This window comes from Lentzea sp. DG1S-22 (genome assembly GCF_036321065.1).
Lineage (GTDB): Bacteria > Actinomycetota > Actinomycetes > Mycobacteriales > Pseudonocardiaceae > Lentzea > Lentzea jiangxiensis.
Genome location: NZ_CP143276.1, coordinates 3385685 through 3403412, shown reverse-complemented (window position 1 = coordinate 3403412; position 17728 = coordinate 3385685). Strand labels below are relative to the sequence as shown.

Here is a 17728-nt window from a genome sequence, read left to right as displayed (position 1 = left end):
CGAAGCGCGCCCTGACAACCTCCAGCAACTTCCAAGGACCTTCCCGTGCAGACCCACGAGATCATCAAGCGCTTCCGCGAGCACTTCGAGAACGCCGGGCACAAGTACATCCCCAGCGCCTCGCTGCTGCTCGACGACCCCAACCTGCTGTTCGTCAACGCCGGCATGGTGCCGTTCAAGCCGTACTTCCTCGGTGAGGCCCCGCCGCCCGCCCCGCGGATGACGAGCATCCAGAAGTGCGTGCGCACGCCCGACATCGACGAGGTCGGCAAGACGACGCGCCACCTCACGTTCTTCCAGATGGCCGGCAACTTCTCGCTCGGCGACTACTTCAAGGAAGACGCCATCCGCCTGGCCTGGGAGCTCATCACCAAGTCCCAGGACGAGGGCGGCTACGGCTTCGACCCCGAGCGCATCTGGGTCACCGTCTACGAGACCGACGACGAGGCCATCGAGCTGTGGCAGAAGGTCGCCGGCATGCCGCTCGAGCGCATCCAGCGCCGCGGCGTCGAGGACAACTTCTGGTCGATGGGCGTGCCCGGCCCGTGCGGCCCGTGCTCGGAGATCTACTACGACCGCGGCCCCGCCTACGGCAAGGAGGGCGGCCCGGTCGTCGACGAGGACAGGTACCTGGAGATCTGGAACCTCGTCTTCATGCAGAACATCCGCGGCGAGGGTGGCGCCAAGAAGGACTACCCCGTCCTCGGTGAGCTGCCGTCGAAGAACATCGACACCGGCATGGGCGTCGAGCGCGTCGCCTACCTGCTGCAGGGCGTCGACAACGTCTACGAGACCGACCTGGTCCGCGCCGTCATCAACAGGGCCGAGGAGCTGTCGGGCCGCAAGTACGGCGCCAACGAGGTCGACGACGTCCGCTTCCGCGTCATCGCCGACCACGCCCGCAGCGGTGTGCTGCTGGTGGGCGACGGCGTCACGCCCGGCAACGAGGCCCGCGGCTACGTGCTGCGCCGCCTGCTGCGCCGCATCGTCCGCAGCTCGCGCCTGCTCGGCGTGACCGAGCCGGTGCTGCAGACGTTCGCCGAGGTCGTCCGCGACTCGATGGGCGAGGCCTACCCCGAGCTGGTCAGCGGCTTCGCCCGCATCCAGCAGGTCCTCAAGGCCGAGGAGGACACGTTCCTCCGCACGCTCGACGCCGGCTCGCGGATCTTCGAGAACGCCGCCGCCGAGGTGAAGTCCGACGGCCGCGCCACGCTGCCCGGCGACAAGGCCTTCCAGCTGCACGACACCTACGGCTTCCCGATCGACCTCACGCTGGAGATGGCCTCCGAGGCCGGCCTCTCGGTCGACGAGGACGGCTTCCGCAAGCTGATGGCCGAGCAGCGCGCCCGCGCCAAGGCCGACGCCGCCGGCAAGAAGACCGGCCACGGCGACCAGTCGGTCTACCGCGAGCTGCTGGAGCAGGGCCCGACCGAGTTCACCGGCTACACCGAGCTCGCCTCCGAGGCCACGCTGCGCGGCATCGTGCTCGACGGTGCCAGGGTGAAGTCGGCCAGGGAGGGCGACATCGTCGAGGTCGTCCTCGACCGCACACCGCTCTACGCCGAGTCCGGTGGCCAGGAGTCCGACGCCGGCACGATCGTCACCGGCAACGCCGAGCTCGAGGTGCTCGACGTGCAGAAGGTCGCCCGCAAGCTGTGGGTGCACCAGGTGCGCGTCCGCTCCGGCGAGATCGCCGAGGGCGAGCACGTCGAGGCCCGCGTCGACCCGGAGTGGCGCGTCGGCGCCCGCCAGGGCCACTCGGGCACGCACGTCGTGCACGCCGCCCTGCGCCAGGTGCTCGGCCCGTCGGCCCTGCAGAGCGGCTCGTACAACAAGCCCGGTTACCTGCGCCTCGACTTCGCCTGGACCGGTGGCCTGTCCGCCGAGGCCCGCTCGGAGATCGAAGAGGTCTCGAACCTCGCCGTGCGCAAGGACCTGCCGGTCAGCATCGTCTACACCGACATGGCCGGTGCCCAGGAGATGGGCGCCGTCGCCCTGTTCGGCGAGACGTACGACGAGACCGTGCGCGTCATCGAGATCGGTGGCCCGTGGTCGCGCGAGCTCTGCGGTGGCACCCACGTCGAGCACTCGTCGCAGATCGGCCCGATCACCCTGCTCGGTGAGTCGTCGGTCGGCTCCGGCGTGCGCCGCCTGGAGGCCTACGTCGGCATCGAGGCCATGCGGTTCCTCGCCAAGGAACGCGCCATCGTGCAGAACCTCTCCGACATGCTCAAGGTCGGCTCCGACGGTCTGCCCGAGCGGATCGAGTCCCTGGTCGAGCGCCTGAAGGCCGCCGAGAAGGAGCTCGAGAAGGTCCGCGCCGCCCAGCTGCTCGGCAACGCCGGGTCGCTGGCCGACAAGGCCCTCGACGTACGCGGCCTGTCGCTGGTGGCCCTCGGCCTGGAGGGCGTGACGGGCAACGACCTGCGCACGCTCGGTGGCGAGGTCCGCAACCGCCTGGGCAGCAAGCCCGGTGTCGTGGCCCTGTTCTCGGTCGACGGCGACAAGGTGAGCTTCGTGGTCGCCACGACGGCCGCCGCCCGCGACCTGGGCCTGGCCGCCGGCAAGCTCGTCCCGGTGTTCGGCCCGGCCATCGCCGCCCGCGGTGGCGGCAAGCCCGACCTCGCCCAGGGCGGTGGCACCAACCCCGCCGGTGTCCCCGAGGCCATCACGGCTCTCACCAACGAACTGGACAAGGTGCTTGAGCAGCACTGATTCGCCTGGCGTCGACGATCCGGGCCTCGGACGGAGGCTCGGCGTCGACGTCGGATCGGTTCGAGTGGGAATTTCTCTCAGCGACCCGGGCGCGTTTTTGGCGACTCCGCTGGTTACTCTCCAGCGTGACGAGAAACGCGGCTCGGACCTCACCGAGCTCGTACGTCTCGTGGCCGAGCATGACGTCGTCGAGGTCGTGGTCGGTCTGCCCAGAACGCTGGCAGGACGTCACGGCCCGGCGGCGGAGGCGGCGACCAGGTACGCCACCGCGCTCGCCGAGCGGGTCGCCCCCGTGCCGGTCCGGCTGAGCGACGAGCGGCTGACGACGGTCGTGGTGAGCCGGGTGCTGGCGCAGCGCGGTGTGAAGGGCAAGAAGCAGCGTGCCGTGGTCGACCAGGCTGCCGCTGTTGAGATCCTGCAGTCTTGGCTGGACGCGCGGGCCCGTTCCGTGGCCGCCCGAAAGGACGAAGTGTGAGCGACGACCTCGGGTTGTTCACCGACCCCGACGTGGAAGAGCGACGCCCGGTCCGCAAGCGCGACCGCGAGCGTGACACCGCGCGCGCCAAGGCGAAGAAGCGCAAGAAGACGGTCCTGTGGCTGGTCGTCGCACTGGTCCTCGCCGTCGGCATGGGCGGCGCGTACTACGGCTACCAGGAGCTGCGCGGCATCGGCTCGTTCGAGGACTTCTCGGGTGCCGGCGAGGCCGACGCGATCGTGGAGGTCCAGGACGGCGACCCGGTCAGCAAGATCGCGTCGACCCTGTACGACAACGGCGTCATCGCCTCCGCGCGCGCCTTCACCGAGGCCAGCAAGACCGACGCCCGCGTGACGTCGATCCAGCCCGGCTTCTACCTGATGAAGACGAAGATGTCGGGCCAGGAGGCCGTGGCCCGCATGATCGACCCGAAGACCAGGGTGCCGGCCGTGCAGATCGTCGGCGGCCTGAAGCTCACCGACATCAAGGTGGGCGACAAGACGGTCAAGGGCGTCTACTCCCAGCTCGCTGACGCGAGCTGCACGGAGAAGGACGGCGCGAAGAAGTGCCTGACGTTCGACGAGATCAAGGCCGCCGCCGAGCAGACCGACCCGGTCGCCCTCGGCGTGCCGGACTGGGCGATCTCCGACGTGAAGCGCGCCGACCCGCAGTTCCGCCTCGAAGGCCTGATCATGCGCGGCGTGTACCAGGTCAAGCCCGGCGTGAGCGCGGTCGAGCTGCTCCGCAGCGTCATCGTGTCCTCCGCCCAGAAGCTGCAGGGCGCCGGCATCCCCGGCGGCACCATGAACACCGGCTTCCGGCCGTACGAGGTCCTGGTCATCGCCTCGCTGATCGAGAAGGAAGCGATCGAGAAGGACTTCGGCAAGGTCTCGCGGGTCATCTACAACCGCATCAAGAAGCCGATGCCCCTGCAGTTCGACTCGACCATCAACTACAAGAACAACCAGCCCCACATCCGCACGTCCGACGCGGACCGCAACGCACAGGGGCCGTACAACTCCTACATCAACCAGGGCCTGACGCCCACCCCGATCGGCTCGCCGTCGCAGCAGGCCATCGCCGCCGCCATCAATCCCGAGGCCGGCGAGATGCTGTACTTCGTGAAGTGCCAGAAGGACGGCACCTCCTGCTTCGCGAACACGTTCGAGGAGCACAACGCCAACGACCAGAAGGCCCAGAGGGAGAACGTCTACTGATGCGGCGCAAGGCGGCGGTGATCGGTTCGCCGATCGAGCACTCCCTCTCTCCCGTGCTGCACAACGCCGCTTACGCCGCGCTCGGCCTCGACTGGGAGTACACGCGGCTGGAGTGCGCCGAGGACGCGGTGCCATCGCTCGTGTCCTCGCTGGGGCCGGAGTGGGTCGGGCTGTCGTGCACGATGCCGACGAAGCGCGCGGCTCTGGCCTTCGCCTCGTCGGTGACCTCGCGGGCCTCGGCCGTGGGGGCGGCGAACACGTTGGTGCGCACCGAGTCCGGGTGGCACGCGGACTGCACCGATGTCGACGGTGTCGTAGGGGCCCTGCGGGAGAAGGGTTTCTCCGGCGGGGCTCGCGGCGTGGTGCTCGGGGCGGGCGGGACCGCTACCGCCGCGCTGGCCGGGTTCGCCGAGCTGGGGGTCTCCTCGGTTTCCCTGGTGGTGCGGGATCCATCCCGGGCCGGGGAGGCCGTTCGGACCGCTGAACGGGTGGGCGTGGCGGTGGAGGTCCTGCCGCTGTCCTCAGTGGACGTCGGTTCGCTCGCTGCCGGATGTGACGTGCTGGTGTCGACCGTGCCCGCGGCTGCCACCGAGTCGCTGGCCGGTGACCTGGCGCGGGCGCCGTTCGTGCTGGACGTGATCTACCACCCCTGGCCCACGCCCGTCGCCGATGCGGTCCGGGGTTCCGGCGCCCGGTTGGCGACGGGGCTGGACATGTTGCTGCACCAGGCTTTCGGTCAGGTCGAGCTGTTCACCGGGATGGATGCGCCTCGGGACGTCATGCGGGAGGCGTTGGGAGCCGCGTTGGCGGCTCGCGCGTAGCGCTTTCGGCGCTGGTTGTCGTCGAGGACGAGTACGGCGGGTTCTCGAGTGCGCCGATTGCCGTTCCTGTGCCGGGCGGGTGGTGCGTTCGTTGCATGTGGACGGTTGCGCGGTCTAGGAGCAGTTGACGTCCGACGTCGGCACGCCCGCCACTTTCGCGCGGCTCGCCAGAGCTGTGCAGTGCACCTGGAACAGCGCCCACTTGGTCGGTGGCTCGGTGCCTTCGGGCATGACGATGACGTTGAGCACGGCGATCGCTTTCGCCGTGGTTTCCGGGACTTCCGTGACCAGGCCCAGTTCCTCCTCCTCCTCGGTCAGGCCGGCCAGCAGGGAGTTCATGGCCGTGGTGATGTCCACGGTGCCGATGTGGGTGCGGGTCCTGCGGACCAGGCCGTCGCGGCCGGCGTTGACGAGGTAGACGGTCAGTGCGTGGGCGGAGACGGTGGGGGCCTCGCCGCCGGTCAGGACCGGGGTGGGGCGGATGCCGCACGCCGTGAGCGTCACCAGGGCAAGCGCAAGGTGAAGACCGCGCCGCCCGAGGGGGCGTTGGCCGCTTCGATCGTGCCGCCGTGCAGGCGTGCGTTCTCCCATGCGATCGCCAATCCCAGTCCGCTGCCCTCGGAACGGGAGCGGGCCGTGTCTGCCTTGTAGAAGCGGTCGAAGAGGTGGGGGAGGGCCTCTTCGGAGATGCCGGGGCCGTTGTCGGCCACCTCGACGGCGTCTTCGCGCACCGCCACGCGGACCGGGGTGCCGCCGTGCTTCAGGGCGTTGCCGACGAGGTTGGCGACGATGACGTCGAGGCGGCGGCGGTCGACCCTGCCGATCACGCCCGGTGGGAGGGTGGCCTCGACCGAGCTGGTCCAGCCGCGGGCGGCGAGGGTGTCGCGGACCGCGGTGCCGATGTCCCACTCGTCGAGCTCGAGGACGTTGCGGCCCTCGTCGAAGCGGGAGATCTCCATCAGGTCGTTGACCAGGCGGGTGAGCTTGCGGGTCTCTGCCGAGACCAGGCGGGCGGCCACGGCGGTGTCCGGGGGCAGGGTGTCGGCGTCCTCGTCCAGGACGGCGGTCACGGCGTTCATCGCCGTCAGCGGCGTGCGGAGCTCGTGGGAGACGTCCGCCACGAAGCGGCGGGAGGCGGCCTGGGAGGCTTCCAGCTGCTCGGCGGCGCGGTTGAACGTGCGGGCGAGGTCGGAGAGCTCGTCGGAGCCCCGTTCGTCGACCCTCGTGTCCAGGCGGCCGGCGCCCAGGGCGCGGGCGGCGGCGCCCAGCCTGCGGACCGGGCGCAGGACGCCGCGGGCCGTGAAGAGGGCGAGGCCCAGGGCGACGGGGACCACCAGGCTCACGCCGACCCAGGCGCCGGTGGAGAAGCTGTTGATCGCGGCCCTCGTGACGTCGAGGTCGGTGGCGGCCCACACCTCCACGCCGGTCGCCGTGCCGTCGGCGTGCACGAGCGGCATTCCGACGACCAGGTGCGGGTTCCCGTTGTCGGTGCGACGCTGCCAGAGGATCGTCCTGCTGGTCTTCAGGGCCTCGCGCATCTCCGCCGGGATGAACGACGGGTCGGGGCCGTGGTGGGAGCGCAGGTCCCCGTAGAGCACGACCGCGGAGCCACGCAGGTACTTGGCGAAGTCCTCCAGGTCCTGCTGCGCCGGCGGAACGGTCAGGCGGGGCGCGTAGTCGCGGACGTCCCCCACGAGCGGGTTCATGAAGCCGTCCTGGGCGTCCTCCAGCAGCAACGTGCGGGCGGTCGCGTAGGAGGCGCCCGCCGCTCCCACCGCGCCGAGGACCGTCAGGAGCAGGAACGCGGCCATCAGCCTCGGCTTCAGGCCGCGCAACAACGACCTCATCGCGGGTCGAAGCGGTAACCGAAGCCGCGCACCGTGTGCACGTAGCGGGGCTCGGACGGCACGTCCTCGATCTTGGCGCGCAGCCGCTGGACGCACGCGTCGACCAGGCGGGAGTCGCCGAGGTAGTCGTGCTCCCAGACGGCTTCGAGGATCTGCTGGCGGGTCAGCACCCGGCCGGGGGTGCGGGAGAGCTCGAGGAGCAGCTTCAGCTCGGTCGGCGTGAGCGAGACCTTCACGTCGTCCTTGAGGACCCGCAGCCCTGCCCGATCGATCAGCAGGGAGCCGTGCCGCTCCACCGACGACGGCTCGGGCACGGTCCGGCGCAGCACCGCGCGGATGCGGGCCTCCAGCACGCGCGGCTCGACCGGCTTCACCACGTAGTCGTCCGCGCCCGCCTCCAGGCCCGCGACCACGTCGAAGTCGTCACCGCGCGCGGTCAGCACGATGATCGGCACCTCGGCCTGCGACCGCATCCGTCGGCAGGTCTCGAAGCCGTCGATGCCCGGCAGCATGATGTCGAGGACCACGATGTCGGGACGGGACTCGCGCAGCTTCTCCACGCCTTCCTCGCCCGTCCCCGCCGCACGCACGTCGTGTCCCTGGCGGCGCAGCGCCAGTCCGAGTCCTTCGCGCACACCGGGGTCGTCCTCGACCAGCAAGACCATCGCCACGAGATCCATTATCGGCAGGCAGGAGCGCCCTGGCCGGTTCTGTAGCGGAACCATGACATGGCGTGGACGTTCCCATATCCCGGCGCGCGGAGCCTCGAACGCATGGCCGGAAGCTTGCTGGGATTCCTCTTCACGTACTTCGCGCTGGTGTGGACGTCGTTCGGGCAGAAGGCGGAGAACGCCGCGTTGCCCGAGCTGTCACTTCAACGCTCGTGGGCGTCCAACGTGGACGTGGTGATCATGGTGGCCGCGGTTCTCGTGGTCCTGTTCGCGCGCAGGAAGGCGTTCGCGCCGTTGCTCGTCCTCGGCGGATCGGTGCTGGGTGCTCAGGTCCTGAAGCTGCACTTGCTGGTGCGGCCACCGCTGGACGACGACGCCGTGCTGGTGCACAACAGCTTCCCGAGCGGACACACGGCCGCGGCGGTGGCGTCGGTGGTCGCGGTGACGATGGCGGTGCCCCGGCGGTTCGCGCTGTTCGTGGCGGTGCCGGGGGCTTTCGGCGCGGGGGCGGTGGCGGCGGAGACGGTGTCGCTCGGCTGGCACCGGTTCAGCGACACGCTCGGCGCGGCGCTGCTGGTCTCGGTTCTCGCGTTCCTCGTGCTGCGCAGGTGGACCGCGGGCCTGGTCGTGCCGCCGCTGCTGGCCGTCGGCGGGGTGTGGCTGGTGGTGAGCTACCCGCAGGCCACGCCGTCGGCTCTCGCCGGCGTCGTGACCGCGGGGGTGGTGCTGCACTTCGGATGGGTCGCGGGTGGTCCCGCCCGTCGGGGCGACCGGGACCACCCGCGGCCCGGATCACTCGTCGTGGTCGGTGGCGATCAGTTCGGCGATGGCGTCCAGAGCGGCGTCCGCTCCGTCCCCGTCGGCGCTGAGCACCACCTCGTCACCGTGCATGGCGCCCAGGGTCATCAGACCCAGGACACTCGCCGCGTCAACGGCTTCGCCGTCGTCCTTGCGGATGGTGACCGTCACCGGCTGGTCGGCGGCGGCCTTCGCCAGCAGTGCGGCGGGCCGGGCGTGCAGTCCGACCTTGCTGGCCACGGTTACCCGTCGCTCGGCCATGATGATTCCTCCCGGTAGAGCTTGCTGTGCTTACTGCTGGTCGTCGCGGGTGCGCTTCTCGCGCACGGCGGTGTCACCGGCGCTGCCGACGACGCTCTCGTCGGCCTCCGGGGACTCGTCGTCCTCGCGTCCCGGCGTCTTCAGGTTCCACTTGGTGATGACGAAGCGGAACAGGAAGTAGTAGATCACCGCGTAGACCGCGCCGAGGATGAGCAGCAGCCACGGCTTGGTCGCGATGTTCCAGTTCAGGATGAAGTCGATCGCACCGGCCGAGAACGAGAACCCGTCGTGGGCGCCCAGGGCGTTGGAGATGGCGAGCGACGTACCGGTCAGCACGGCGTGGATCAGGTACAGCGGCCACGCGACGAACATGAACGCGAACTCGAGCGGCTCCGTCACACCGGTGATGAACGCGGTGAGGGCGGCGGAGCCCATGATGCCGCCGATGAGCTTGCGCTGGCTCGGGCGCGCGGTGTGCACGATCGCGAGCGCCGCGGCCGGCAGGGCGAACATCAGGATGGGGAAGAAGCCGGTCTGGAACGTGCCGGCGGTCGGGTCGCCCGCGAGGAAGCGCGGGATGTCACCGGTCTTGTCGTTGTACTCGCCGAACTGGAACCACACGACGTTGTTGACGATGTGGTGCAGACCCAGCGGGATCAGCAGGCGGTTGACGACACCGTAGATGAAGGCACCGATGATCGTGCTGCCGGTGACCCACTCGCCGATGGCGGTCAGGCCCGCGTCGAACCACGGGTAGACCAGGCCGAGCAGGACGCCGATGATCGTCATGACGCCGGCGACGATGATCGGGACGAACCGGCGGCCACCGAAGAACGCCAGGTACGGGGGCAGCTTGATGCGGTGGTACTTCTGCCACAGCAGGGCGGTCAGGATGCCGACGACGATACCGCCGAGGACACCGTAGTTGATCACCTCGGGCTTGGCGGCCGGGTCGGTCGGCTGGTCGAGGACCAGCGGGGACATCGCCTTGAACACGCTCGTCAGCACGACGTAGCCGACGACGCCCGCGAGCGCCGTGGAGCCGTCACCGCGCCGTGCGAAACCGACGGCGATGCCGACGGCGAACAGCAGGGCGAGGTTGCTGAACAGCGCGTCGCCCGCCGCACCGATCACCGAGGCGACGGCGTTCCAGCCCAGGCCGTCCTTGCCCAGCATGTCGGGCTGACCGAAGCGGAGCAGCAGACCTGCCGCGGGCAGCACGGCGATCGGCAGCATGAGGCTGCGACCGAAGCGCTGCAACGTGGCGAGGCCCTTGATCTCACGACCACCGGTTGCGGCGTCCGTGCTCATCGGGTTCCTCCCTTGGCGGAGTTCGGTCCGGAACCCGGGACGGTCCGGTCCAGTTGCATGGTCACCTGGTAGAGATCGCCCCGGTACCAGGAAGTGACGTCTTCGCAGGGCCGCCCCTCGGAGCTGGCGACCCTCCTGAACACGAGGAGCGGGCTGCCCTTGCGGACGTCGAGCGCCTTCGCGGTCTCCGCGTCGGCGGTCTCGGCCCACACGGTCTGCCGCGCGTGGTCGAGCTGGATCCCGTACCGGGTCGCGATGATCTCGTAGATCGACCCGGTCAGATCGCATCGGTCGAGCTCGGGGAGCATGTGCGGGCTGTACCAGCCGGCCTCGAGCGCGAGGGGGGCGCCATCGGCCTTGCGCAGCCGCACGACGCGGTACGCGTACTCGTCGGGTTCGAGGCCCAGCGAGGCCTTGGAACCCGGCGCGGCCTGGCCGCAGCTGAGCACCTCGGTGCTGGGTTCGACCCCGCGCGCCTTCATGTCCGAGGTGAACGAGGCGAGGAAGAGCTGCAGGTCGTAGCGCCGCTTGGCGGTGAACGTCCCGCGTCCCTTGGCCCGGGTGAGCAGGCCGTCGGCGACCAGCTGGCCGACCGCGGCCCGCACGGTGATGCGGGAGACCCCGTACCGCTCCGCCAGGTCCCGCTCCGAGGGGATCGGCGAGCCGGGAGCCAGCTCCTGTTCGGCGAGCCTGCGCAGGATCTCGCGGAGCTGCGCGTGCTTGGGCTTGGGCCCGTCCACGATCTCGTGCACTCGCTCACCTCCTCGCTAGTGGTACTTTCCGGTCTAGACCAGTTGGTGCGGGAGAATGCTCCGCGCACCGAGCGGGTGTCAACCGCTGTTACGGGAACGAGAGGTACGAACGTGGCTGACGAGAAGGCGAAGAAGATCCTCGAGGCGCTGGGCGGCGCCGACAACATCGTCGAGATCGAGCCGTGCATCACCCGGCTGCGGTGTGAGCTGGAGGACGGCTCCGTCGTCGACGAGAAGGCCCTGAAGGCCTTGGGAGCACACGGGGTCATGCGTTCCGGCAACGTCGTCCAGGTCGTCGTCGGCCCCGAGGCGGACACCATCGCGTCGGACATCGAGGACCTCCTGTGAGCCTGCGCGTCGGCAGCCCCGTGGCCGGCCGCGTGGTCGCGCTCTCCGCGGTTCCCGACCCGGTCTTCTCGCAGGCGATGGTCGGTCCCGGCGTCGCGGTCGAACCGCTCCGGTCCAAGGCCGACGTGGTCTCGCCGCTCGACGGCACCGTCGTGACGCTGCACCCGCACGCGTTCGTGGTCGCGGGCGCCGACGGTGCCGCGGTTCTCGTCCACCTGGGCATCGACACCGTGAAGCGCAAGGGCGAGGGCTTCGAGCTCCACGTCGTCAAGGGCGAGGAGGTGCGCGCCGGTCAGCGCATCGTGACGTGGGACCCGGCCGAGGTCGAGGCGGCCGGGTTCGCGCCGATCTGCCCGGTGATCGCGCTGGACGCGTCGGCCGAGGTGCTCGGTGACCTCGCGCTGGACAAGGACGTGGCGGCGAACGACGCCCTGTTCGACTGGTCTCGCTGAAACGACTTCTCCGAGCGCTCTCGCCGCCCGGAGCGCCGCGCTGTCGTGAACGGACCGTTCACGACAGCCCGGGACTTGGTCCCGTACGTGCCGAGCAGGACCGTGGTCGCCATGACCACGGTCCTGCTCTCGTTCGCGCTGGGTTCGCTGTGGACGGTCGCCGCCGCCCTGGACGCGCCACCCTCGTCGTACCTGCTGGCCTGGTTCGGCGTCGTGCTCGCGACGACCGACCTGCGGCACCACCGGTTGCCGGACGCGCTCACCCTCCCGCTGGGCGCCGGGCTGCTGCTCCTGCGGTTCCACGGACTGGGAGCGGCGGCGCTCGCGGCGGTGGTCTTCGGCGGCGCGCACCTCGCCGTCCGGCGCTGGAGACCGGCGCTCATGGGCGGCGGGGACGTCAAGCTCGCCTTCTCGCTCGGCGCCGCGCTCCCGCTGCCGTCGCTCCTACCTGCGGCGATCCTGGCCGGCGCGGTCACGCTCGTGGTCGCGGCCCTGAGACGTGCGCGCGCGGTGCCGCACGGGCCAGGCCTGCTGGCCGCCACCTGGGCGTTGGTGACATTGTGAAAGGATGGTCAACGTGCTGCGCTGGATCACCGCTGGAGAGTCACACGGCCCCGCCCTCGTCGCCGTCCTGGAGGGCATGCCCGCCGGAGTCGAGGTGACCACCGAGGACCTCGTCGCCCAGCTCGAGCGCCGCAGGCTCGGGTTCGGTCGCTCGCCCCGCATGGGCTTCGAGCAGGACGAGGTCCAGATCCTCGGCGGCGTGCGCCACGGCAAGACCCAGGGCGGTCCGGTCGCGGTCACCATCGGCAACTCCGAGTGGCCCAAGTGGCAGACGGTCATGTCCGCCGACCCCGTCGACCCGGGCCTGCTCAAGCCGACCGGTCGCAACGAGGCCCTCACGCGCCCGCGTCCCGGCCACGCCGACCTGCCGGGCATGCAGAAGTTCGGCTTCGACGAGGCCCGGCCCGTCCTCGAACGCGCGTCCGCCCGCGAGACCGCCGCGCGCACGGCCCTCGGCACGGTGGCCCGGCAGTTCCTGCAGCAGCTGCTCGGCGTGCAGGTCCTCAGCCACGTGGTGTCGATCGGCGGGGCCCGCACGCCCGACGACGCGGCGCTGCCCACGCCGGACGACCTGGCCGCGATCGACGACTCGCCGGTGCGCTGCTTCGACCAGCGCGGCACCGACGCGATGGTCGCCGAGGTCGAGGCCGTCAAGGACGCCGGTGACACCGTCGGCGGCGTCATCGAGGTGCTCGCGTACGGCCTGCCGCCGGGCCTCGGCTCGCACGTGCACTGGGACCGCCGCCTCGACGCCCGCCTGGCCGCCGCCCTGATGGGCGTGCAGGCGATGAAGGGCGTGGAGATCGGCGACGGCTTCACCACCGCACAGCGCTGGGGCTCGCAGGCGCACGACGAGATCGACCGGGGCAGCGGCCCCGTCGGCGTCACCCGCCGCTCGAACCGCGCCGGTGGCCTCGAAGGCGGCATCACCAACGGCGAGGTCCTGCGCGCCCGCGTGGCGATGAAGCCGATCTCGACCGTCCCCCGCGCACTGTCCACGGTGGACGTCCGCACCGGCGAGCCCGCCGTCGCGATCCACCAGCGCTCGGACGTCTGCGCCGTTCCGCGCGCCGGCGTCGTGCTGGAGTCCGTGGTGGCGCTCGTGCTCGCCGAGGCCGCGCTGGAGAAGTTCGGTGGCGACTCGCTCGACGAGACGCGCCGCAACGCCCACGCCTACCTCAAGGCGCTGGAAGCCCGCTGGGAGGGCATGTGAGCCCCCGCTGCGTGGTGGTCGGTCCTCCCGGAGCCGGGAAGACCACCGTCAGCGAGCTGCTGGCCGCCCGGCTCGGCGTGCCGTTCCGCGACGTCGACGCGGACATCGTCGCCCTGGCCGGCAAGCCGATCTCGGACATCTTCACCGACGACGGCGAGCCCGCCTTCCGCGCCCTGGAAGAGGACGCGGTCGCCAAGGCCCTCGTCGAGCACGAGGGCGTGCTGGCGCTGGGCGGGGGAGCGGTGCTGTCCGCCACGACCCGTGAGCGCCTGCGGGAGCACACCGTCGTCTTCCTGAACGTGGGCATGGCCGAGGGCGTGCGCCGCACCGGGCTGTCGTCCGCGCGGCCGCTGCTGTCCGGCGTGAACCCGCGCTCCACCTTCAAGGCGCTGCTGGACGCGCGCCTGCCGCTGTACCGCGAGGTCGCGACGGTCGAGGTCCTGACGGACGCGCTCGATCCGCAGCAGGTGACCGACGCGGTGATCGAGGGAGTAGGGGAATGACCGAGCCGCTGACCGTCGAGGTCAACGCCGAGAAGCCGTACCTCGTCGTGATCGGCCGTGGCCTGCTGGGCGAGATCGTCGCGCACCTCGAGGGCACCGCCAAGGTCGCGATCGTGCACCAGCCGACCCTGGCCGCCACGGCCGAGGTGCTGGTCGACGAGCTGAAGGCGACGGGCATCGACGCGCACCGCGTCGAGGTGCCCGACGCCGAGGACGGCAAGGACCTCGCCGTCGCCGGCTTCTGCTGGGACGTGCTCGGCAAGATCGGCCTGTCCCGCAGCGACGTCGTGGTGGGCCTCGGCGGCGGCGCGGTCACCGACCTCGCCGGCTTCGTCGCCTCCACCTGGATGCGCGGCGTGCGCCTGGTCAACATCCCGACCACCATGCTGGGCATGGTCGACGCCGCCGTGGGCGGCAAGACCGGCATCAACACCGACGCGGGCAAGAACCTCGTCGGCACGTTCTACGAGCCCGAGGTCGTCTTCGTCGACCTCGCGACGCTGGAGACGTTGCCGCGCAACGAACTCATCGCCGGCATGGCCGAGGTCGTGAAGGGCGGCTTCATCGCCGACCCGGTCATCCTCGACCTGATCGAGGCCGACCCGCAGGCCGCCCTGGACCCGACCGGCGACGTGCTCGCGGAGCTCGTCCGCCGCAAGATCCAGATCAAGGCCGACGTCGTCTCGAACGACCTGCGCGAGTCGTCGCTGCGCGAGATCCTCAACTACGGCCACACCCTCGGCCACGCCATCGAGCGCCGCGAGCGCTACCGCTGGCGCCACGGCGCCGCCATCAGCGTGGGCTTGGTCTTCGCCGCCGAACTGGCCCGCCTGGCGGGCCGCCTCGACGACGAGACCGCCGACCGCCACAAGCGCGTCCTGGAACTGCTCGGCCTGCCGACGACCTACGACCCGGACGGCCTCCCGCAGCTCATGGAGGGCATGAAGGTCGACAAGAAGAACAAGGCGGGCGTGCTGCGCTTCGTCGTCCTCGACGGCCTCGCCAAGCCCGGCCGCCTGGAAGGCCCCGACCCGGCCCTGATCGCCGCCGCCTACTCGGCCGTCGCCGCCGAGCCGAAGTCCCCCGGCGGGACGGTGCTGCTGTGAAGGTCCTCGTCCTCAACGGCCCGAACCTCGACCGCCTCGGCACCCGCGAGCCGCTCATCTACGGCAGCACCACGCACGCCGACCTCGTCGAGATGTGCGTCGCAGAGGGCAAGGACCTCGGCTTCGACGTCGAGGTCCGCCAGACCGCCCACGAGGGCGAGATGGTGGGGTGGCTGCACGAGGCCGCCGACGCCTCGATCCCGGTCGTGCTGAACGGCGCGGCCTGGACGCACTACTCGATCGCGCTGCGCGACGCGTGCTCGCAGCTCACCGCCCCGCTGGTCGAGGTGCACATCTCGAACATCCACCGGCGCGAGGAGTTCCGGCACCACAGCGTCATCTCGGCGGTGGCGAGCGGCGTCATCGTGGGCCTGGGCGTGGAGGGCTACCTGCTCGCGCTGCGCTGGCTGTCGCTCGAGCAGAAGTAGCGCAAGCCCGCCTCGCGCTCGTCGTGCGCCCGGGCCACCTGTCCGGACGTCGCCCGAGATGTCGTTGCGCGAGCGGGTGCGTGTCACCTGCCGGTCGTGGTGTCCGGGTGGCGCATCCAGAGGTTCGTCTCCTCGTAGAGCCCCTGGTCGCGCTCCCGGTCGACCGCGAGGAGGTCCAGCCCTCCCGGCACGACGTAGCGGCCGGACCGCGGGAACGCCATGCCGGTCCACCCCTCCCACTGCGCCACGGTGCCGGACACGACCATCGACCGGGGCGCGGGTCCGAGGATCGTGGCGCCGAGGCGCTGGTGCGTGCGGATCCACGGGTCGAGGTGCAGGCCGTCGTCGCGGGTCCACTGCTGGAAGTCCGCCATCGACGTCAGCGGGTAGGCCGCCTTGAGCGTCGGCCGGACCGGCACGACCACCCGCGCGAGACCTGCCTGCGCGGCCCGGCCGCGCAGGGCCGTGAGCACCTTCCCGGCCAGCCCGCCCCCGGTGCGGTCGGACCGCACGGTCGCGGCCACCACGCACAGGGTGTCGGGCGAGACGCCGTTCTCGTGCCCGGTGACGGCCGCGACCAGGGCGCCGTCGTACCCGCCGGCCGGCAGCGCCGCCGTCTCACCGTCCCAGCTCAGCGCCACGGCGGTCGCCCGCGCGAGCACGGTGTCGTCGTCATCGAGGAGCAGCACGTCGTAGTCGGGGAAGTACCTCGCCACGGCGTCGCGGTGGTCCCGGGGAACCTGGCCGCGCAGGACGAACGCGGGCCAGCCGTCCCGCAGCGCAGCCTGGGCGTTGCCTTGCAGATCGGGTCGCTCGTCGTTCGTCACGATCTTCATCGGCCGATCGTAGGAGCCGGGCCCTGGGGCAGGTGCTGGATCTGCAGCACTCGCGCGATGCCGTTGGCGACCCGCACCAGAGTGGCCCGGTAATTGCCGAGCTGCGTGTACACCAGCCGATCGTCCTGCGACCAGGCCATGACCGAGTAGCTCCCGGTCACCAGCACGAGCCCGAACTCGTGGTCGTGCACGACACGCGGCGGGTTGGCCACCGGGCTCTTGTTGAGCTGCCACTTCACCCCCTGCATCACCGGCGTGTCCTCGGCGCGAGGGCAGATGGGCACCATGGGCGACTCGGTGGACCTCGTGCAGATGTCGAACGCCTCGTCGATCGCCTCTCTGACGGCTGACTCGGCCAGCTCGAAGCCGCGCTTGCGGATCGGCCCGAGGTCGCGGTACGGCAGCAGGTCGACGTCCGCGGTCGTCAGGTCGCCCTCGTGCCACCGGACCTCGGCGGAGAAGCGCGTCCTGTCCAGGTCGTCGCCGGTGCCGTTGGAGGTGAGGTAGTTCATGGTCATGATCGCGGTACCGCTCACGTAGGCCCGCGTCCCGCGCCACACGACCCGCATGCCGTCGGTCGGGAAGCCGCGGATGGCCCACTTCCCGAAGTGCATGTGCTCGGCGGCGCTGCGCTGCGGGCAGTTCACGGGAATGGGGACGACCTCCCGCGCGCACTGCCGCAGCTTCTCGTCGACCAGCCTGATGATCTTCTTCTCGTCCGCGCCGATGGGACGGACGGTCGCGGCGTCCGGGAACGTGCCGTCGCCGAGGGCGCTGATCGCGTACTGCCCGGCGGCGATCAGCAGCAGCAGGACCAGCGCCCGTGCCGTTCGCACCTTCGTCCGCCCGGCCCGGTCGCGGCGGGCCGGCCCGCGGTGGAGCACGATGTCGCCGCCGACCTCGTGGACCTGCAGCACCGTGCCGCCGTCGTGGACCGCACCAGACGCCTGGTTGCACATGCATTCGATTTCGGCACGTCCACCGCGTCGATCAATTGCCAAAAAACGGACACCACCGGGGGAGCGGGCATGATTCACCACATCGAGTTATGGGTGCCGGACCTCTGCCGCGCCGAGGCGTCGTTCGGGTGGATCTTCACCGCGCTCGGCTGGGCCGAGCACCAGCGCTGGAGCGCGGGGGTCAGCTGGAAGCTCGGCGAGACCTACGTCGTGGTCGAGCGGTCGCCGGCGCTGACCGGTTCCCACGACCGGATGAAAGCCGGCCTGAACCACCTCGCCCTGCACGCGGGCACCCGCGCCGACGTCGACCGGCTGACGCGGGAGTCCGAGGCGCACGGCTGGCGGCTCATGTTCGCGGACCTCCACCCCCACGCGGGCGGACCGGACCACTACGCGGCGTTCCTGGAGAACGAGGACGGCTTCGAAATCGAGCTGGTGGCCGCCTGAGCGT

At 70.8% G+C, this 17728-nt stretch carries 19 protein-coding genes and 2 pseudogenes; 13 read left to right on the top strand and 8 right to left on the bottom strand.

The genetic code is table 11. The annotated features are described in order from the left end of the window. The first annotated feature begins 45 nt into the window (after nt 1-45). The 4 genes from alaS to V1227_RS14930 are packed head-to-tail and all read left to right on the top strand — an operon-like array spanning nt 46 to nt 5228. Nucleotides 46-2715 carry an alanine--tRNA ligase gene (gene alaS / locus V1227_RS14945; protein ID WP_329793158.1) on the top strand — a complete coding sequence of 890 codons (2670 nt, stop codon included), beginning with the start codon at nt 46-48 and terminating at the stop codon, nt 2713-2715. Next, nucleotides 2702-3190 carry a Holliday junction resolvase RuvX gene (gene ruvX / locus V1227_RS14940; protein WP_329793157.1) on the top strand — a complete coding sequence of 163 codons (489 nt, stop codon included), beginning with the start codon at nt 2702-2704 and terminating at the stop codon, nt 3188-3190. The genes alaS and ruvX overlap by 14 nt, the downstream gene beginning before the upstream one ends. Further along, on the top strand, nt 3187-4407 hold the full coding sequence (gene mltG / locus V1227_RS14935; protein WP_329793156.1) for an endolytic transglycosylase MltG: 1221 nt from the start codon (nt 3187-3189) through the stop codon (nt 4405-4407). The genes ruvX and mltG overlap by 4 nt, the downstream gene beginning before the upstream one ends. Continuing rightward, entirely contained in the window at nt 4407-5228 is an 822-nt protein-coding gene (locus V1227_RS14930; protein WP_329793155.1) for a shikimate dehydrogenase, read from the top strand. The genes mltG and V1227_RS14930 overlap by 1 nt, the downstream gene beginning before the upstream one ends. Nucleotides 5229-5342: 114 nt before the next feature. On the opposite strand, the gene V1227_RS14925 is transcribed toward V1227_RS14930, so the two are convergent. Genes V1227_RS14925 through V1227_RS14915 form a run of 3 tightly spaced genes read right to left on the bottom strand, consistent with a single transcriptional unit; the run spans nt 5343 to nt 7746 of the window. Then, the gene (locus tag V1227_RS14925; RefSeq protein WP_329793154.1) at nt 5343-5732 is read right to left on the bottom strand and encodes a hypothetical protein; all 390 of its coding nucleotides are present in this window, start codon (nt 5730-5732) and stop codon (nt 5343-5345) included. Beyond that, nucleotides 5729-7075, bottom strand: coding sequence for a sensor histidine kinase (locus V1227_RS14920; protein WP_329793153.1), 1347 nt, complete (start codon nt 7073-7075; stop codon nt 5729-5731). The genes V1227_RS14925 and V1227_RS14920 overlap by 4 nt, the downstream gene beginning before the upstream one ends. Beyond that, on the bottom strand, nt 7072-7746 hold the full coding sequence (locus V1227_RS14915; RefSeq protein WP_329793152.1) for a response regulator transcription factor: 675 nt from the start codon (nt 7744-7746) through the stop codon (nt 7072-7074). Before V1227_RS14915 ends, V1227_RS14920 begins: the two co-directional genes overlap by 4 nt. Before the next feature lie 57 nt (nt 7747-7803). Between V1227_RS14915 and V1227_RS14910 the strand changes: the two are divergent. Next, nucleotides 7804-8340, top strand: a pseudogene (locus V1227_RS14910) (phosphatase PAP2 family protein); the annotation flags it as partial. A gap of 198 nt (nt 8341-8538) precedes the next feature. Here V1227_RS14910 and V1227_RS14905 read toward each other — a convergent pair. From V1227_RS14905 to V1227_RS14895, 3 genes are read right to left on the bottom strand one after another with little or no spacing between them, the layout of a single operon-like run. Next, on the bottom strand, nt 8539-8805 hold the full coding sequence (locus V1227_RS14905; protein ID WP_236220123.1) for an HPr family phosphocarrier protein: 267 nt from the start codon (nt 8803-8805) through the stop codon (nt 8539-8541). A gap of 30 nt (nt 8806-8835) precedes the next feature. Continuing rightward, nucleotides 8836-10116 (bottom strand): PTS transporter subunit EIIC, encoded by a 1281-nt coding sequence (locus V1227_RS14900; RefSeq protein WP_329793151.1) that lies wholly within the window; start codon nt 10114-10116, stop codon nt 8836-8838. Next, nucleotides 10113-10868, bottom strand: coding sequence for a GntR family transcriptional regulator (locus V1227_RS14895; protein ID WP_236219941.1), 756 nt, complete (start codon nt 10866-10868; stop codon nt 10113-10115). The genes V1227_RS14900 and V1227_RS14895 overlap by 4 nt, the downstream gene beginning before the upstream one ends. A 111-nt stretch (nt 10869-10979) precedes the next feature. Here V1227_RS14895 and V1227_RS14890 point away from each other — a divergent pair, with 111 nt between their 5' ends. The 7 genes and pseudogenes from V1227_RS14890 to aroQ all read left to right on the top strand — a co-directional run bounded on the left by V1227_RS14890 (nt 10980) and on the right by aroQ (nt 15482). Next, the gene (locus tag V1227_RS14890) at nt 10980-11216 is read left to right on the top strand and encodes a glucose PTS transporter subunit EIIB (protein WP_236219942.1); all 237 of its coding nucleotides are present in this window, start codon (nt 10980-10982) and stop codon (nt 11214-11216) included. After that, entirely contained in the window at nt 11213-11668 is a 456-nt protein-coding gene (locus tag V1227_RS14885; protein WP_236219943.1) for a PTS sugar transporter subunit IIA, read from the top strand. Before V1227_RS14890 ends, V1227_RS14885 begins: the two co-directional genes overlap by 4 nt. 111 nt (nt 11669-11779) lie before the next feature. Next, nucleotides 11780-12232: an A24 family peptidase gene (locus V1227_RS14880; protein WP_329793150.1), complete on the top strand. Its 453-nt coding sequence runs from the start codon at nt 11780-11782 to the stop codon at nt 12230-12232. A gap of 13 nt (nt 12233-12245) precedes the next feature. Beyond that, nucleotides 12246-13445 (top strand): chorismate synthase, encoded by a 1200-nt coding sequence (gene aroC / locus V1227_RS14875; RefSeq protein ID WP_329794032.1) that lies wholly within the window; start codon nt 12246-12248, stop codon nt 13443-13445. Next, nucleotides 13442-13967, top strand: a pseudogene (locus V1227_RS14870) (shikimate kinase); the annotation flags it as partial. The gene aroC and the pseudogene V1227_RS14870, both read left to right, overlap by 4 nt. Nucleotides 13968-13995: 28 nt before the next feature. Continuing rightward, nucleotides 13996-15054 carry a 3-dehydroquinate synthase gene (gene aroB / locus V1227_RS14865; protein WP_442916494.1) on the top strand — a complete coding sequence of 353 codons (1059 nt, stop codon included), beginning with the start codon at nt 13996-13998 and terminating at the stop codon, nt 15052-15054. Beyond that, nucleotides 15051-15482, top strand: a complete 432-nt coding sequence (gene aroQ, locus V1227_RS14860) for a type II 3-dehydroquinate dehydratase (RefSeq protein WP_329793148.1) — start codon at nt 15051-15053, stop codon at nt 15480-15482. The genes aroB and aroQ overlap by 4 nt, the downstream gene beginning before the upstream one ends. Nucleotides 15483-15565: 83 nt before the next feature. Here the strand turns inward: aroQ and V1227_RS14855 are convergent, their stop codons facing one another. Both V1227_RS14855 and V1227_RS14850 read right to left on the bottom strand, forming a co-directional pair. After that, entirely contained in the window at nt 15566-16318 is a 753-nt protein-coding gene (locus V1227_RS14855; protein ID WP_329793147.1) for a Long-chain-fatty-acid--CoA ligase, read from the bottom strand. Continuing rightward, nucleotides 16315-17277, bottom strand: coding sequence for a hypothetical protein (locus tag V1227_RS14850; protein ID WP_329793146.1), 963 nt, complete (start codon nt 17275-17277; stop codon nt 16315-16317). Before V1227_RS14850 ends, V1227_RS14855 begins: the two co-directional genes overlap by 4 nt. A gap of 69 nt (nt 17278-17346) precedes the next feature. Here V1227_RS14850 and V1227_RS14845 point away from each other — a divergent pair, with 69 nt between their 5' ends. Further along, nucleotides 17347-17724 (top strand): VOC family protein, encoded by a 378-nt coding sequence (locus V1227_RS14845; protein ID WP_329793145.1) that lies wholly within the window; start codon nt 17347-17349, stop codon nt 17722-17724. Nucleotides 17725-17728: the final 4 nt, after the last annotated feature.

Coding starts and splice junctions, on each gene's coding strand:
- V1227_RS14905 (WP_236220123.1), bottom strand. CDS start 8,805: ATGGCCGAGCGACGGGTAACCGTGGCCAGCAAGGTCGGACTGCACGCC.
- V1227_RS14850 (WP_329793146.1), bottom strand. CDS start 17,277: ATGTGCAACCAGGCGTCTGGTGCGGTCCACGACGGCGGCACGGTGCTG.
- V1227_RS14880 (WP_329793150.1), top strand. CDS start 11,780: ATGACCACGGTCCTGCTCTCGTTCGCGCTGGGTTCGCTGTGGACGGTC.
- V1227_RS14900 (WP_329793151.1), bottom strand. CDS start 10,116: ATGAGCACGGACGCCGCAACCGGTGGTCGTGAGATCAAGGGCCTCGCC.
- V1227_RS14845 (WP_329793145.1), top strand. CDS start 17,347: ATGATTCACCACATCGAGTTATGGGTGCCGGACCTCTGCCGCGCCGAG.
- V1227_RS14920 (WP_329793153.1), bottom strand. CDS start 7,075: ATGAGGTCGTTGTTGCGCGGCCTGAAGCCGAGGCTGATGGCCGCGTTC.
- V1227_RS14855 (WP_329793147.1), bottom strand. CDS start 16,318: ATGAAGATCGTGACGAACGACGAGCGACCCGATCTGCAAGGCAACGCC.
- V1227_RS14930 (WP_329793155.1), top strand. CDS start 4,407: ATGCGGCGCAAGGCGGCGGTGATCGGTTCGCCGATCGAGCACTCCCTC.